17 protein-coding genes are annotated in these 14,637 nt (G+C 61.4%); 9 read left to right on the top strand and 8 right to left on the bottom strand.

Features of this window, described 5'->3' with window-relative positions; translation table 11 throughout:
- The first annotated feature begins 137 nt into the window (after positions 1-137).
- Entirely contained in the window at positions 138-1,253 is a 1,116-nt protein-coding gene (locus K4G67_RS09820; protein ID WP_239806201.1) for an acyl-CoA dehydrogenase family protein, read from the top strand.
- A gap of 63 nt (positions 1,254-1,316) precedes the next feature.
- Here the strand turns inward: K4G67_RS09820 and K4G67_RS09825 are convergent, their stop codons facing one another.
- Together K4G67_RS09825 and K4G67_RS09830 are read right to left on the bottom strand one after the other, a co-directional pair.
- Positions 1,317-2,120 carry a ThuA domain-containing protein gene (locus K4G67_RS09825; RefSeq protein ID WP_239806202.1) on the bottom strand — a complete coding sequence of 268 codons (804 nt, stop codon included), beginning with the start codon at positions 2,118-2,120 and terminating at the stop codon, positions 1,317-1,319.
- On the bottom strand, positions 2,117-3,538 hold the full coding sequence (locus K4G67_RS09830; RefSeq protein ID WP_239806203.1) for an aromatic ring-hydroxylating oxygenase subunit alpha: 1,422 nt from the start codon (positions 3,536-3,538) through the stop codon (positions 2,117-2,119). Before K4G67_RS09830 ends, K4G67_RS09825 begins: the two co-directional genes overlap by 4 nt.
- 240 nt (positions 3,539-3,778) lie before the next feature.
- Between K4G67_RS09830 and K4G67_RS09835 the strand changes: the two genes are divergently transcribed.
- Genes K4G67_RS09835 through K4G67_RS09845 form a run of 3 tightly spaced genes read left to right on the top strand, consistent with a single transcriptional unit; the run spans position 3,779 to position 6,081 of the window.
- Complete coding sequence (locus K4G67_RS09835; RefSeq protein WP_239806204.1) at positions 3,779-4,480, top strand: SDR family NAD(P)-dependent oxidoreductase; 702 nt, start codon at positions 3,779-3,781, stop codon at positions 4,478-4,480.
- Positions 4,477-5,283, top strand: a complete 807-nt coding sequence (locus K4G67_RS09840; protein ID WP_239806205.1) for an SDR family NAD(P)-dependent oxidoreductase — start codon at positions 4,477-4,479, stop codon at positions 5,281-5,283. The genes K4G67_RS09835 and K4G67_RS09840 overlap by 4 nt, the downstream gene beginning before the upstream one ends.
- A gap of 18 nt (positions 5,284-5,301) precedes the next feature.
- The gene (locus K4G67_RS09845) at positions 5,302-6,081 is read left to right on the top strand and encodes an SDR family NAD(P)-dependent oxidoreductase (protein WP_239806206.1); all 780 of its coding nucleotides are present in this window, start codon (positions 5,302-5,304) and stop codon (positions 6,079-6,081) included.
- 93 nt (positions 6,082-6,174) lie between these two features.
- Here K4G67_RS09845 and K4G67_RS09850 read toward each other — a convergent pair whose 3' ends face one another.
- Genes K4G67_RS09850 through K4G67_RS09865 form a run of 4 tightly spaced genes read right to left on the bottom strand, consistent with a single transcriptional unit; the run spans position 6,175 to position 9,578 of the window.
- Positions 6,175-7,506: an aromatic ring-hydroxylating oxygenase subunit alpha gene (locus K4G67_RS09850; RefSeq protein ID WP_239806207.1), complete on the bottom strand. Its 1,332-nt coding sequence runs from the start codon at positions 7,504-7,506 to the stop codon at positions 6,175-6,177.
- Positions 7,507-7,510: 4 nt separating this feature from the next.
- Positions 7,511-8,074 carry a nuclear transport factor 2 family protein gene (locus tag K4G67_RS09855; RefSeq protein ID WP_239806208.1) on the bottom strand — a complete coding sequence of 188 codons (564 nt, stop codon included), beginning with the start codon at positions 8,072-8,074 and terminating at the stop codon, positions 7,511-7,513.
- Positions 8,071-8,493, bottom strand: a complete 423-nt coding sequence (locus tag K4G67_RS09860) for a GFA family protein (RefSeq protein WP_239806209.1) — start codon at positions 8,491-8,493, stop codon at positions 8,071-8,073. The genes K4G67_RS09855 and K4G67_RS09860 overlap by 4 nt, the downstream gene beginning before the upstream one ends.
- Entirely contained in the window at positions 8,490-9,578 is a 1,089-nt protein-coding gene (locus tag K4G67_RS09865; RefSeq protein ID WP_239806210.1) for a nuclear transport factor 2 family protein, read from the bottom strand. Before K4G67_RS09865 ends, K4G67_RS09860 begins: the two co-directional genes overlap by 4 nt.
- A gap of 288 nt (positions 9,579-9,866) precedes the next feature.
- Between K4G67_RS09865 and K4G67_RS09870 the strand changes: the two genes are divergently transcribed.
- From K4G67_RS09870 to K4G67_RS09890, 5 genes are all read left to right on the top strand, one after another.
- Positions 9,867-10,529, top strand: a complete 663-nt coding sequence (locus K4G67_RS09870) for a TetR/AcrR family transcriptional regulator (RefSeq protein ID WP_420830024.1) — start codon at positions 9,867-9,869, stop codon at positions 10,527-10,529.
- A gap of 69 nt (positions 10,530-10,598) precedes the next feature.
- Positions 10,599-10,745 (top strand): hypothetical protein, encoded by a 147-nt coding sequence (locus tag K4G67_RS09875; RefSeq protein ID WP_239806212.1) that lies wholly within the window; start codon positions 10,599-10,601, stop codon positions 10,743-10,745.
- Positions 10,733-11,800 (top strand): SRPBCC family protein, encoded by a 1,068-nt coding sequence (locus K4G67_RS09880; RefSeq protein WP_239806213.1) that lies wholly within the window; start codon positions 10,733-10,735, stop codon positions 11,798-11,800. Before K4G67_RS09875 ends, K4G67_RS09880 begins: the two co-directional genes overlap by 13 nt.
- Positions 11,800-12,486, top strand: a complete 687-nt coding sequence (locus K4G67_RS09885; RefSeq protein ID WP_239806214.1) for an SDR family NAD(P)-dependent oxidoreductase — start codon at positions 11,800-11,802, stop codon at positions 12,484-12,486. Before K4G67_RS09880 ends, K4G67_RS09885 begins: the two co-directional genes overlap by 1 nt.
- A gap of 19 nt (positions 12,487-12,505) precedes the next feature.
- Positions 12,506-12,889 carry a nuclear transport factor 2 family protein gene (locus K4G67_RS09890; protein WP_239806215.1) on the top strand — a complete coding sequence of 128 codons (384 nt, stop codon included), beginning with the start codon at positions 12,506-12,508 and terminating at the stop codon, positions 12,887-12,889.
- Between the two features lie 99 nt (positions 12,890-12,988).
- On the opposite strand, the gene K4G67_RS09895 is transcribed toward K4G67_RS09890, so the two are convergent.
- On the bottom strand, positions 12,989-13,348 hold the full coding sequence (locus K4G67_RS09895) for an EthD domain-containing protein (RefSeq protein ID WP_239806216.1): 360 nt from the start codon (positions 13,346-13,348) through the stop codon (positions 12,989-12,991).
- A 14-nt stretch (positions 13,349-13,362) separates the two neighbouring features.
- Complete coding sequence (locus tag K4G67_RS09900) at positions 13,363-14,550, bottom strand: aromatic ring-hydroxylating oxygenase subunit alpha (protein WP_239806217.1); 1,188 nt, start codon at positions 14,548-14,550, stop codon at positions 13,363-13,365.
- Between the last annotated feature and the right edge of the window lie 87 nt (positions 14,551-14,637).

A 14,637-nucleotide genomic window follows, 5' to 3' on the forward strand; every position in this document is an offset into this window, starting at 1 on the left:
GTTCGCGCAAGCATCCGGTCCGCAAGGCCGGTATTATGCACCGATCGGGCAATCTGCCAACTCGCCTAGCTTTTTGCGCAGCACACGAACGCGATCTTTTCCTGTTAGATCACCCTTCGACAAAGGGGACGGACATCGTGAATTTCGATCTGACCGAAGACCAGGAAATGTTGAAGGCGGTGGCAGAACGTTTTGTCACCGACCGTTACGATGTCGAAAGGCGGCGCCAATATCTCGATGAGGCGGGCGGTTTCGGCGCGGAAAACTGGAGCCTGCTGGGCGAACTGGGCATCATCGCGGCACCGTTCGACGAAGCGTTGGGCGGGCTCGACCTCGATGCGACGGGGGTGGCCGTCGTGTACGAGGCGCTCGGGCGCGGTCTGTTCGTGGAACCGTTGATCGAAAATGCGCTGATGGCCGGGCGAGTGTTTGCCGCAATTGCCGACGAAGCGCAGCGGACCAAATGGATGGATGCGATCCTGTCGGGGGAGAAACGGCTTGCGATGGCGCATGCCGAACGCGGATCACGCAACGGCAGCTTGTGCGTGAGGACACGCGCCGATGTGTCGGGCAAGGACGCGACGCTGTGCGGGCACAAGCCGTTTGTCGTCGCCGGGTTCAACGCCGATGCCTATATCGTCAGCGCCCGCCACGATGGCGGGCCTAGCGATGCTTCGGGCTGGGCGTTCTATCTTGTTCCGGCCGATGCGCGCGGGCTGACCGTGAAGCCGTGGCGGATGGCCGACGGGTCGATGGCCGCGACGCTCGACTTCGACGAAACGCCGGCGATCGTGCTCGACGCCGGTGAGAACGCGGCGGACGTGCTGACATCGGTGGAAACGCTGGTGTCGCTCGCGCGGTCGGCGGAAATGCTGGGCATCATGGAGCGCATGTTTGCCGATACGCTCGACTATCTTCGCACGCGCGAACAGTTCGATCAGCCAATCGGCAAGTTTCAGGCGATACAACACCGCATGGCGGCCCAGTATGCGATATTGACCCAAGCACGCGCGCTGGTCGAGCTGGCCGTGGTGAAGGAAGCCAAACCGGAATTTGCGAAGGCCGTCGACGGTGCGCGCGCCTTTATCGCGGGACACGCGCTCGAAATGGGCCACGAGATGATCCAGTTCCACGGCGGCATGGGCATTACCGACGAACTCGCGCTGGGTTTCGGGCACAAGCGGCTTCTGGTGCTGTCGCGCTGGCCGGACGATGCCGATACCGCGCTCGACCGCTATATCGATGCGGCCTGATCCTGATGCGAAAGACCTGGCATCGTGCGGAATGTCGGATCATTCGCGCAGGCACGCAAGGCCTCAGCCTTTAGCCGGGCGGTCCTTGATCCACGCGATCCCGCGCCGCAGCAGATCGTAGAACACCGGAAGCTCCCACGCGCAACGATCGAGGCTCGGCCACCAGTCGAGCATCGGCTGCAGATCGTAATGCCCGCGGCAATGCCCCAGCGTGTTGTAGAGCACCGCGCCCTTGCCATGGGTCTTGATATAGACAACCGGATGGGTGCCGGGCGCATCCTTCGCCTCGGCAAAGCCGGTGCCTTCCTCCGTGCATTCGGTTTCGAGCAACACGTGCAGATCGCCATGCGTTTCGAGGTGATAGAGTTCGTCCGTCGTTTCGAACGGTTCGACCCCGCGCGTCAATTCGTGATCGTCATCCGCCACGGTCACCGTATATGGCGCGATGGGGGGGTGCGAAACGAATTGGCTGCCCAAAAGGTCCATCATCAAGGGCGCGTGACGCGGCGCATGCCAGAGCCCGTCCTCCATCATGCGCAGGATCGAATTCGTCCCGTGCAGCGCATACCAGCGACCGCCGTTTTCAAGCCAGTCCTTCAGGGTCTCCTGCACCTTCAGCGACGGGGTCACATCGCAGGTATAGGTGATGAGGATATCGGCCCCGGCGATGGCTTCGACATTTTCGTAATCCTCGAGTACGCGGGTACGCACCCGCGGGTCTTCGGCCAGGAGTTTGAGCAGTTCCAGCCGCGCGAAATCGATATCGTGCCACACGCCCGCGGCGATCAGCACGCAATCGATGCGCGGCGGATGATTGCTTTCGTCATATCGCGCGAGCGGGTCGGAGCCGTGATCAGTATCGCTCATTTGCGCGCCGGGCCTCCAAGCTCACCGTCGATATATTTTTTCATCGTGTCCTGAAACTGACGGATGCGGATTTCCTGATAATTGGCATAGTTCACGAGGCCGTTCTTCGAGCATTTCAAACCTTCCTGCACATAGGGAAGGTTTTCCATATCCTGTTCGAACACATGGCCCAGCACGCCAAGTTCCGGCGCGTCGGTCCATTTCTGATCGCGGGTGAGGAACTTGCGCTCCGCGCCGCGCGGCTTTTCCTCGCCCTTCTTGGTGCGGGCGATCACGCGCACCTCCATCGTGCACCAGTCCGGCGTATCGCCCGGCAACCAGCGATAGACGATGTTCGGCATGAACCCGCCCCACGGCGCGAAATTCGGGAAGACGTTATAGACCAGCGCGTCGAGCACTTCTGAATCGGTGGCGTGCGAATGATCGTATCCGGTCTGCTCGGTATAGGTCTCTCGCATCGTATTGCCCAACGCTTCGCGCGCGGTCTTGTCGTCGGGCACGTCGATCGCCATTGGGTCGCCGGCGGCCTCGTAATTGTCGGAGGAACGGCCGTTGTATTTCACGAATTCATCGACGATCCACTGCTCGCCCGCGCCCTTTTCGACATGCGGCGACATCACGCCGAACGGCACCAGATTGACGTTCACATGGTCGCCCCAGGTCCGGTATCCCGAATTGGAATCGGCGGTAAAGGGCAGCAATTGCGGATGGGTAACCACCGTGTGGTAGCTTTCCATGAAGGCTTCGGACACGACCTTCCAGTTGGCCGGCACTTCCTTCGCGACATAAAGGACGGTGGTGCATTCCTCGTGGCGCCAGCGTTCGAAATGATCGGGGAGAGGCTTCAGATATTCCTCCAGGCTGGGACCGCCGCGTTCCTCGCGAAGGAAGATATAGCCTTGCCACTGGCCCACTTCGGGCTGCGGCAGGTCCATGTCCGCATCCTCCAGATGGCGGAAATCCCATTTGCAGGGCATGTGATCGAAACTGCCGTCCTTGCTCCACGTAAAGCCGTGGAAGGGGCACGTGAACTTGTCGGCATTCCCGTCCTCGGTGCGCAGCTTGCGTCCGCGGTGGAGGCAGACATTGTGCATCGCCCTTACCGAACCGTCCTCCTGACGCGAGATCAGGAAGGAGCGGCCCGCGTTCTCGAACACGACATAGTCGCCGATATCGGGCAGGTCTTCCTCCCGCGCGGCGAATTGCCAGACATAGGGCCACATCCGTTCCCGCTCCAGCTTCGCCCATTCCTCGCTGGTGTAGCGTTCGGCCGGGATCGGGTCGGAGCCGCGATATTCGTAACTGTCGCTCGTCAGGGATTCGGGGGCCGGCCTGCTGTCCGCCTCCATCAGCTCGTTCCAGCTCGGTCCTTCGCAACGGTCGGCGCCAAGCGGCAGGTTGGGGTCGCGATCGGCCATCGTGTCTGCATCCTCGATCAGAATTTTCAGGTTTCGGTATCTTGTTTTGACAACAGGTCTGAACCATCGCGCGGGTGGTGTCACCTTGCCGAAATCATAGGTTGCCGACCGGCCCAAAGGCGTGAACCCTTCGCATCAAACCGAATGGACAGGAGAATGATGCGTGGGTGACAAGCTTTCGGGTAAGGTGGCGCTGATCACGGGCGGCACGTCCGGTATCGGGGCCGCGGCGGTGCGGCGATGACGGGCGAGGGGGCAAAGGTGGTCTTCACCGGATCGCGCGAGGATGCGGCGCGCCCGCTTTGCCAAGAAACCGGCGCCACCTTCGTATCGCACCGGGTGCAGGATGCCGAAGGATGGGAAGAGGTAACCCGGCGGATCATGAACGACCATGGCCGGCTCGACATCGCCTTTGCCAATGCCGGCACCGAAAAGAACGACGCCAGCGTCGAGGATGTTTCGCTCGAGGCATGGAACACGCTCGTCGCGATCAATCAGACTGGCGTCATGCTCACGGTACAGAACGCCATTCGCATGATGAAGCAGAACGAGGGGCAGACCGGTTCGATCATCGTGAATTCTTCGATGAACGCACGCGCCGCGATGGGCAATTTCGTCGCCTATTCGGTGACGAAGGCCGCGATATGCGCGCTCGCCAAATCGGCGGCGATCCATTGCGGTAAAAGCGGTTACAAGATTCGCGTGAATGCCATTCTGCCGGGCGTAGTGGAAACCGACATCATCGCCAACATCATCAATTCGCAACCCGATCCGGAGGCGACGCGCGCCATATACGAAGGGATGTCGCCGATGAACCGGCTGGCCTCGCTCGACGAGATATCGGGGCTCGTCGCCTATCTGTCCAGCGATGAGGCGGCGTTCATTTCCGGCGGCGAATATGTGATCGACGGGGCAACCACCGCCGGGATGATGGGGGTATGACCATGCAGCTTACCGACAATGTCGCGCTCGTCACCGGCGGGCTTCGCGGGATCGGCCGCGCCATCGTCGACCGCCTTGCAGGTGCGGGCGCGCATGTCGTGCTCACCGATCTTGATGACGAGGATAGCGAGGCGGTCGGCGAACTGCGCGCCGCCTTGGGCGACACGGTCCGCTACGTCCGCGCCGATGTGACGAGCGAGGACGATTGGCGCGGCTTGCACGACATGGTGGCCCAGGGGCATGGTCGGCTCGACATATTGATCAACAATGCGGGCACGGATCTTACCGGCGCGGTCGAGACGATTTCCATGCAGGACTGGCGCCGAATCATGGCCATCAATGTCGATGGCGTTTTCCTCGGCTGCCGGACCTTCACGCCGATGCTGAGCGAAACGGGTACGCGCCGGAAAGGCGGGTCGAGCATCGTGAACGTCAGCTCCATCATGGGGCTTGTCGGCTATGGCGAAGTGTCGGCCTATAACGCGTCGAAGGGGGCGGTTCGCCTTTTCACAAAGGGGCTCGCGATCGAATTCGCGACGAAGAAGATGCCGGTGCGCGCCAATTCGCTGCATCCCGGTTTCGTGCGCACGCCGCTCACGACGGCGGGGTTCAAGCGCTGGGTCGAGAAGGGCGTCGCGGAAAAGGAGCAGGATCTCATCGATGCGATGAACGCGCAGACGCCCGTCGGACGCATGGCCGAACCGGACGAGATCGCCGGCCCTGCGCTGTTCCTCGCGAGTGACGATGCCAGCTACATGACCGGGGCGGAACTCGTCATCGACGGCGGCTGGACCGCGCAATAATATTTTTGGAGACACGCAATGTCGATTTCCCTTCCCGATTGCATCGCGCTCATTACCGGCGCGACCGGCGGCATCGGCCGCGAGACGGTCAAGGCGCTCAACGACGCGGGCGCGACCGTCATTGCGACCGACCTTGCCGGTGATGCACCTGATCTCGGTGCGGATCATTACGTCCGGCACGACGTCACCGATGCCGATGACTGGGCCAAGGTCGCCGATATGGTGTCGCGCGAATATGGCCGGCTGGACGTGTTGGTGAACAATGCCGCCATTTCCATCGTGACCAGGTTCGAGGACACCGACCTGTCGCAGTTTCACAAGGTCAATGCGGTCAATGTCGACGGCGCCATCATCGGGGTGCAGACATTGCTTCCGCTGCTCAAGAAAGGCGGCGAGCATCGCGCGGGCGGCGCCTCCATCGTGAATTTCAGCAGCGTGGGTGGCCTGCGCGGCGCGCCGTTCAACGCAGCCTATTGCATGAGCAAGGCGGCGATTGCGATGCTGTCCAAATGCCTCGGGGCGGAGTTCAGCGCGCTGGGCTACAACATCCGGGTCAATTCGGTGCATCCCGGCGGCGTCGATACGGGCATGATGGATTCGATCATGGAACGCTATGTCGAACTGGGCGCCGCCCCGTCGAAGGAAGAGGCGCACAAAGGGGTGGTCGCATCGCACCCGATCGGACGGCTGGCACGGCCCGGCGAAATGGCCGGCGGCGTCGTATATCTCGCGTCGGAGGCGGCGAGCTTCGTCACCTGCACCGAATTTGTCATCGACGGCGGTTTTACCCAGGTCTGAAGTGGCGTCCAGCGGCGCGCACGGCTTGACCGGCAAAAAGCCCCGCCGAACCGATCGGCGGGGCTTTTTTAGGCGAGGGCGGATGGCGCGGGATCAATCCCTTGAAGGACCGCCCAGCACGACATCGTTCAGCAATTCGTGGAATCTCTGTATCCGCTTTTCCTGATGGGTGAGGATGCAGCCGTCGAAGCCCCGCGAATTGAGGCCCTGCTGCTGCGACGTGCCGATCGATAGATCCTGATCCGCGACGAAGCCAAGCGTGTTGCCATCGCCGTAATAGCCGTGCCGCACCAGCGCATCGTGCCGCAGCGGGAGCGTGCCGACGGGCGTCTCCACCTCCTTCATCCCCTTCACCGGGGGGTAGAGGCACCAGTGCTGAAACACGCATTTGGCCGGGTCGGTCGGATGCGGTTCGGTACGCAGGATCTGACACTGTTCCGGGGACATGGTGATCGTAAGATTGGGCCACAGCGTGCAGTGGAAATAATCGACGAGCTGCTGATCGCTCATCCTGTCGTAATTGGAATATCCGCGTTCCGGCCCTTTTTCGCGCTTCGCCTTGATCACCGCCTCGCGCAGGTCGCCAGTGCGGCCGTGATAATCCTCCACCCGAATGCCCCATGTCTCGGCCACCTGGCCCAGCGTTTCGGGCACTTCGCCCGAATGATAATCCTCGCGCGTGGTGGCCTGATGGCCGACCATCCACATGGCATTATGCCCGTTTTCATACATCTCGAACACGGTGCTCGGCAGGCCGTCGTTGATGAAAGTCGCAAGCTCCGGGTGGATCGTGGGCAGGTGGTAGCTTTCGTTGAAATTGTCGCGGATGATCTTCCAGTTGAAGTCCGCCTCCGCGGACACGGCAAACACCCTGATCCAGTTTTCCAGCCCGTAACCTTCGAGCCGTTCGGGATAGGGTGACAGCCATTCGAGCAGCGGCTTTGCATTGAGATCCATGTTCCAGAACACGAACGGCCCCCATGTCTCGCAGCGCAACTTTTTGAGATGCACCTTGCCGCATGGATTGCCGCCGGGAAAATCGTCCGGGTCCTGCACGTTAACGAGCGTGCCGTCGGTATCGAACTGCCATCCGTGATAGCCGCAAGTGATCCGGTCGCTCGACGCGATATCACCCAGGATCAGCCGGTTTCCGCGGTGCGGGCAGGCATTGTAGAACGCCTTTACCGAACCGTCGCCCTGCTTGACCATGATAACGCTCTCGCGCCCGAAATTATGGCGCACGATGTCGCCTTCTTCCTCGAGATCGGCGATCACCCCGCCTAGGTGCCACACATGCGGCCAGAGCTTGTCATACTCGCCCTCCATCCATTCGCGGGAGGTGTATCGGTCCGCGGTGATCTTGTCGCCGCGCACGGGCTGATCGAAATCTGGGGAGTAGCGGGCGGCTCCGGATTGAACATTCATGGCATCATCCTCTTTGTTCTATTTTCGCGCGGACCGATTGCGGCCATTCGCGCCAATCCGAAAAATCGCGGCCGTCACGTTGTCCGGCGGGGGCGTCCGGGTTTTCGTCGAAGAAACCGCGGTTTCCCGGATTGTCGGTTACCCAATCGGTGATAAGTGTCCGGGCCGCGATCTTCCACTCACCATTCCGGCAGGTATATTCATCGACGTAGCGCCCTGCGATGATGAGATCGCGCCTGTGTCCCGCTTCGTCGACGATGTCGTGATATGCCTGAAAATAGGTTTCGGCCGAGGCGTGGTTGCCACCGCGCATGGCGATGTGCTGTTGGCCGAGCTGATGATGGGTACGGTGCATGGATTGAAGGAATCCCAGCGCGAAATCGGCGAAGGCAACCGGCCCGCCCTGCATCAACCCGCAATCGACCCATGCATCGTCATGAAACGCCGACAGGAGCATCGCGCGATCGATCCGGTCGAGCCCGCGCGTATAGCGAAACGCCGCGTCGGTGATCTGACGGCGCGCGAGGATTTCGCGAAGCTCCGCCTCAATGTCGAGGGGCGCACTCACAAGGCTTCCTGCATCTGCATCACCGTGTCGCCTTCGGGAAATTGCAGCCAATCATGCGCGCTGCGGGTCCAGCAATGCGCGGTCGGCACCATCTCGGCGGCATTGTCGAGCGTGCCGCCCTTTACAAACACGATACCCGCAGCCTCGGCCGCATCGGTATCGGTCAACACCGGCGAACCACAAGTGGGACAGAACAGCCGGCGCACACGATTGCCATTCTCGGCAGTATCGACATAGGTTGCGAGTACGCCGGACAATTGCAGATCGTCGCGCCGCGTAACCCCGATGAGCGAGAGCGGCGCGCCGGATTGCTTCTGGCAATTGACGCAGGAGCAGGTCACCGCCTGCATCATCGGCCAGGCAACAGAATAGCGTACCGCACCGCAAAGACACCCGCCCTCGCGCCGCGCCCCGGTCACCCTTCGCGCTCCAGCGATGCCCAAAGATCGTAAACAGGATCACTGCGGTCGGCCCGCCCCGCAAGCGGCAGCGTTTCGTAAAGCCCGTCATGCTGCATCGTGCTGGGGCGGGTGGAGTTCCAGTCGGTGATAAAGGCCCGCTCGGCAATGTACCATCGCCCGTCCCGCCGTTCGTATCGGTCGAGATAGCGCCCGCCGGTCAGCGTTTCGCGACCATCGGCGATCATCGCCGCGATGACGTAGAGTTCGCCCACGCCATGATCGCCCGACACCTCGATCCATTCGTTCGCGATGGAGTGGAACACGGTCTGCGCGGCGTTTACCACGAACCGGCATATGTCCTCGGCGAATTGCCGCGCCGTGCCATTCGTGACCTGAAGCGAAACGGGCGCGTCGGGAAGGAATACCGACAGGAGGAGCGCCTTGTCCGCGCGGTCCACCCCCCGGCAATAGGCCGCGCACAAATCGTGGATTTCCGCGCGTGATAGCGCCGCGTCCAGCCGTGCGTCGTCCCGGTCCGTGCTGCCCTTGGTCATGGGGTTTCCTTCGCGCGTTATGCGGTTTGCAAAATGGTTGAGAATGCCGCGGCCGGGGTCGCTCGCCCGCTTGGCACCATGCATGGCATAGCCGGCAAAATCCGCCGACGAACCTGGCCGCGAAACGGTTGATGGCGCGTTCATGTTGCCCGCCATGACATATTGGCGATGAACGATCCGCCATTCCCCCGAACGACACTCGTGCCTGTCGAGATAGCGCCCGAAGATCAGCCGCTGCATCGCATCCTCGGCATAGGCGATGACATAGCTTTCCGAGACGGCCCGTTCGCCGTCCACCGCGATCCAGCAATGCCCCGTGCGGTGCGCGGTGGGGGGCGTATCCTTCTGTGCATCGGACAGGATCGTTGCGAGATCGGCGGCTACGCCATCGAAAAACCCGTAATCGACGGTCGCATCATCATGATAGGACGCGGCGATCAGCGCGGCATCGGCCCGGTCCACACCCCGCGAATGCAGTGAAAGGGCGTTTTCGATGTCATGCCGCGCGACGAGATCATGCGCACAGGGCCGCCTTGCGATCAGCGCCATCGTGCGCGTCCCTCCGCACGGCTGTCTCGCGACGGTTGCGCGCCGGATCGGGCGGCGGATGCCGGCGGCGGCCTGTTCAGTTCGCGGGTCATCGCTCTCTCCCAGCGCGCGAGGAATGCGCCCTCAATCAATTTGGTGGCGGGTTATTTGAAAAACCGTCCATGTTGCCGGTTTTTGTAGACAGCCCGGCCGGCGGCTTCCTACTGAAGTTTTGAATAGGCAGGCTGGTGCTGCCTTCCCCTCGGGAGATCGACCATCGCCGCGCGCCGCACGAAACTTCTCAATTCGATCCGCGGCGACGGCGTTGCCGAAGGCGATGTGCGCTGGCAGCAGAAAAAGAGTTCGAATACGCGGGCGGCCATACTCGATGCTGCGATGCAGATCCTGGTTGAGGGGGGCTATGGCCAGCTGACCACCGTGGGCGTGGCGGGCAGGGCGGGCGTTTCGCGCGGTGCCATGCATCACCATTTCGCCAACCGGGACGCACTGGTCTGCGCTCTGGTCGATCATGTGCTCTATCGCCGTATGCGTCATTTCCTGGGTGAATATCTGCGCGATATCGCCGCCTTGCCAAAGGAAAACGCGCTCGCGATCGCGACCGAGCTGTATTGGCGCAGCGTGCACACCGACGAATATGCCGCCTATCTCGAACTCGCCCTTGCCGCGCGCAGCGACCATGCGCTCAATACGGCTTTCCTCCCCGCGGCCGAACGGTTCGATGCGATCTGGAACGCGGAAATGGCGCGCAGCTTTCCGAACTGGTCGCACATTCATGAACAGATGCGGCTGACCAACGACATCGTGCAATCGGCCTGTCTCGGGCTGTTGCTGCACGAACCGGTCATCGGGGAAACGCGCACTTGGGAACAACGCGCCCTGCTGATCGAGATCGTCAAACTCGTCCACGCCGGCCTGCGCGGAAAACAGGCAGACCTGCCTGATTTACTGTAATAAGGGATAGTATCGCGCCTCCATCGGGTTTGCGACGAGGGTCGTACGATACGGGAAGAGGAACTTTCGATGACCCAGCAGGCGCATGTTCCGCCGCCGATGGACGGACGCGATCCATCCAACCTGCGCGCCGATCCGATCACCGGCGACCGCTATTTCTCGCACGGATTCGCGCATTCTACAATTCATGCGGTCACCGCGGCATGCGCATGGTGAACGAAACGTGGTCGATGGAATCGATTACCTGCCCCTATCATGGATGGCGATGGGGGAAGGACGGCGTGCTGCAATCGGCACAGGATGCCGAGGTCGATTTCTCACAAGGAAATCCGTGCGGTGCATTGTCTCTGATCGAATTGCGCTGCGACCGCTGGGGCGGGTTCGTGGGGTACACGATGGATGACGATGGGCCGGAATTGCGCGACTATCTCGCGCCGATGCCCGCGCTTTATCGCAATCACCCGATGGACGCGGCGGTGCGCGTTGCATGGTACCGAATCAAGGTCGATGCCAACTGGAAATTCGTGACCGATAATTTCAGTGAAAGTTATCACACCCGCACCGCCCATCCGCAGGTGCCGCCTTGGATCGACCAGGACGTCGACAGCGGCCGCCACGAAATGTGGCCCGCCGGGCATGGCCGGACGGTACAGCCGATGCGCCCGTCGCTGTCCGACCGCCCGCCCGAGGGGGTGGACCACATCTTCCGCCACATATTGTCGGCATGGGACATCGAGCCCGACGCCTACGAAACCTACGAGGATTTCGCGCTGCAGGGGTGGAGGGATCTGAAGGCGGCGAAGCAGCGGCTCTGGAAGGAGCGCGGCTACCTCCACTATGAACACATGAGCGACGAGGAAATCACCGACAGCCCGCACACGGTGATCTTTCCCAATGTCACCATCAGCTTCCTTCCCGACAATCTCATCTTCTTCCGCTCCGAACCTGTGAAGGACGAACCTGAAAAATGCTGGTTCGATCTGTGGTGCATGGCCTTTCCGGTGGAGGGGCAGGACGAGGTGGAATCGATCATGGCGGGGCCAAAGCCGCTGCGCGAGGCGATGGCATGCGAACATTGCGACTTCGACGGAGGGCAGGGCGTGCCCGAACTCGCCGGGCAAATCGTGTATCAGGACATGGAACTGGCCGAAAAAATGCAGGCCGGCATGCATTCGCGCGGGTACCGCGATGCCCATCTGTCGGATCAGGAAACGCGGGTGCGCTTCTTCCACAAAGTGCTCAACGACTGGATCGAAGGGAGAAAGCCGTAATGGCCAATGTCTATATCGCCGGATGCTCGCGCGGGATCGGGCTCGACCTTGTGCGCCGTCATGCCGAACGCGGCGACACCGTCTTTGCCATGAACCGCAATATCGGGACACAGGGCGATCTGCGCGCGCTGGCCGAACGCCACCGGAACGTATCGACATACGAACTCGACGCCGCCGATCTCGACGGAATAGCGGATGCCGCAGCCGCCACGGGCGGGGGGCCGGTTGACCTGCTCTATATCGTGGCGGGGGTGACGGGGCCGCTTAACGACGAATTGAACACGCCGATCGACTGGGACGGATGGGACTGCGCGATCGACATCATGGTCAAGGGGCCGCTCGCCATATTCAAGGCGTTCTTGCCGCGCATGCACGAAGGTACGAAGGTCGTGCCGTTTTCGAGCCAGCTTGCCGCATCGACATGGCCGGCGGGCGGCATGTATGCCTATGTCGCGTGCAAATCGGCATTGAACGGCGTGATGCGCGGCGTGGCAAAGGACGTGAAGGACAGAGGCATCATCGTCGCCCTGCTGCATCCCGGCTGGGTGCAGACCGACATGGGCGGGGAGCAGGCCGACATCACCGTCGAGGAAAGCGCATCGGGCATTGTGGCGCTCGCCGACGGATTGTCGATGAACGACAGCGGCGAATTCTTCGCATGGAACGGCGAAAAGCACGCCTGGTAAGCGACGGGACGAAACGCATATGGCATTCACAGGCCCTATCGAGGACCGGCTCGCGATCCGGGAGCTACTCGAAACCTATTCCAACGGCGTCACGGAAAAGAACGCGGAAAGCTGGGGCGCATGCTGGGCACTCGATGCCTATTGGGCGCTTCCCGAATTTCCCGACCTCGACGGGCGCGAGGCCATCGTCGATGCATGGGTGAAATCCATGGATATCTATGGTCTCGACAATTGCACGAAGCCGATGATCTACGTCACCACGCCCGGCAGTATCGTCTTCGATGGCGACGCCGCCCGTGGGCACAGCTTTACCTCCGAGATATTCCAGGACCCGGAAAGCGGTCGGGACATGCGTGTTCGCGGGCGTTACGACGATGAAATCGCGCGGATCGACGGGCGCTGAGTGTTTACCCGACCTATCGCGTGATGCATATGACATCGTCTGCGGCGTAGGCCGACGCGTGCCGCGTATCGTCCCCTTGCGAACCGTTCGCGGCGCGGTCTATTCCACGGGCGGCATTTCGGAGACGCGTTCGTCGAGCACGTAGCTGCGCATCGTCGCCGCATCGAACAGCTTCGGCTCGTCCTCCGCGATCATGGCGGCGATTTGCGGATCCTGAACTGAGGCGAAGAACGCCTCCATCCGCTCCTGCGAAGGGAAATCGATCTCGAGCACGGCATCGACCTCGTCCCCGCGTTCCTCCCCGTCGATCGGGGTCGTGAAGCGCCGGACATAGCGGGTCGCATATCCGGCTAGAACCCGTTCGCCGATCAACCGGTGAACCGTTTCATAATAATCGACGAACGCGGCATGGCTCATGCCCGCCCGGCGCCGAAAGATCGACATCAACGTGATGGCCATGATGATGCGCGCTCCTACATTTCCGGCTTTGGCGCGTCCTGGTCGCCCGCGACATACCAATTCAGCCATTCGTGGAAATATTGGTTCCCGCGCTCGTTCTTGCCGAAGATCAGCGCCTCGTGCGCGCCGCTTTCGAGGCCTTTCTGAATCTCCATGCCGATGACGTAATCCTCTTCATAGGTCACGTTGCGGAAGAAATCGCAATATTGCTCGAGCGCCTGTGCGTCTTCCTCGTCCTTTGGCGGATCGCGGCGCAGGTAGTTCAATACGGTGCGGTTCCTGTCCGGCGTCGGTCCGGGGAAAAGCTGCGCCACCTGCGTGATTTCCGGCGCGACGAAGATGGATACGTTGGGAAACAGGATGCGCACGAAGTCATATCCGTAATTTTCCCGCGTGCCCCATTCCTCCTCCGGCACGTCGTTCAGAAGAGTGCTGATCTCGTGCTGCGGAAACCCGATCCGCATGCTCGGCCCGAACCCTTCGTAATGCATGCAGTTGGACGGTGTGCGCGGGTGGATCGTTTCGGGGTGAAGCGAGGAGAAATGATACCCTTCGAGATAGCCGTCGAACGCGATTTTCCAGTTCGCGCCGTGGATCGTCCGGCTCCCCACGTAATGCCAGTTCGCGAAATCCAGATCCTCGAAATCGCCGAGATAGCCTTGAAAATAGTCGTCGAGGTCGATTTCGCCATCGGGGTCGAGGCAGACGAAGATCATGCCGCCGCGCTCCTCGCAGGGCAATTGCTTCAACCCGCGTTCGGCCTTGTCGACCTTGCCGAAGGTGCCCTGTTCAGCAACGCCCATCAGCCGCCCGTCCTGTCCGAACGACCATGCGTGATATTTGCACACGAAAACCGGGCAATTGCCGCGCCCTTCCTCCGCCACCGGCGCGCCGCGGTGCGAACATACGTTGAGGAAGGCGCGGACCTTGCCCTTCTTGTCGCGATTGATGAGGATCGGCATGCCGACCGCCTCCATCGCCTTGTAATCGCCGTTGTTGGGCAATTCGGCGGTGAAGGCGAGCATGAGCGGGACCGTCTTGAAGATCCGCTCGATCTCCGCCTCGAACTGTTCGGGGTCGGTATAGGACCGGGTGGGGACGGTCATCGTCTTGTCGGTCTGATGGGTCTTTTTATTCTCGACATAGTCCATCATGATGCCGGCGACTTCGCCCATCTTCTTCTTGCGATCGATATATTCCATATGCTGCGCCTCTCCGCATGCGTTTCGGCACGTTTCTGTGTACCTGCTTGTCGGGATTTTTTACCAAACCGCGCCGGTCCCGATAAC

Origin of the sequence: Croceicoccus hydrothermalis (genome assembly GCF_022378335.1) — a bacterium.
Classification (GTDB): Bacteria; Pseudomonadota; Alphaproteobacteria; order Sphingomonadales; family Sphingomonadaceae; genus Croceicoccus; species Croceicoccus hydrothermalis.

Bases quoted from the DNA above. Each gene is read 5' to 3' on its own strand.
- K4G67_RS09825 (WP_239806202.1), bottom strand. From the start codon at position 2,120: ATGAGCGATACTGATCACGGCTCCGACCCGCTCGCGCGATATGACGAA.
- K4G67_RS09830 (WP_239806203.1), bottom strand. From the start codon at position 3,538: ATGGCCGATCGCGACCCCAACCTGCCGCTTGGCGCCGACCGTTGCGAA.
- K4G67_RS09835 (WP_239806204.1), top strand. From the start codon at position 3,779: ATGACGGGCGAGGGGGCAAAGGTGGTCTTCACCGGATCGCGCGAGGAT.
- K4G67_RS09840 (WP_239806205.1), top strand. From the start codon at position 4,477: ATGACCATGCAGCTTACCGACAATGTCGCGCTCGTCACCGGCGGGCTT.
- K4G67_RS09845 (WP_239806206.1), top strand. From the start codon at position 5,302: ATGTCGATTTCCCTTCCCGATTGCATCGCGCTCATTACCGGCGCGACC.
- K4G67_RS09850 (WP_239806207.1), bottom strand. From the start codon at position 7,506: ATGAATGTTCAATCCGGAGCCGCCCGCTACTCCCCAGATTTCGATCAG.
- K4G67_RS09865 (WP_239806210.1), bottom strand. From the start codon at position 9,578: ATGGCGCTGATCGCAAGGCGGCCCTGTGCGCATGATCTCGTCGCGCGG.
- K4G67_RS09875 (WP_239806212.1), top strand. From the start codon at position 10,599: ATGACCCAGCAGGCGCATGTTCCGCCGCCGATGGACGGACGCGATCCA.
- K4G67_RS09880 (WP_239806213.1), top strand. From the start codon at position 10,733: ATGCGCATGGTGAACGAAACGTGGTCGATGGAATCGATTACCTGCCCC.
- K4G67_RS09885 (WP_239806214.1), top strand. From the start codon at position 11,800: ATGGCCAATGTCTATATCGCCGGATGCTCGCGCGGGATCGGGCTCGAC.
- K4G67_RS09890 (WP_239806215.1), top strand. From the start codon at position 12,506: ATGGCATTCACAGGCCCTATCGAGGACCGGCTCGCGATCCGGGAGCTA.
- K4G67_RS09895 (WP_239806216.1), bottom strand. From the start codon at position 13,348: ATGGCCATCACGTTGATGTCGATCTTTCGGCGCCGGGCGGGCATGAGC.
- K4G67_RS09900 (WP_239806217.1), bottom strand. From the start codon at position 14,550: ATGGAATATATCGATCGCAAGAAGAAGATGGGCGAAGTCGCCGGCATC.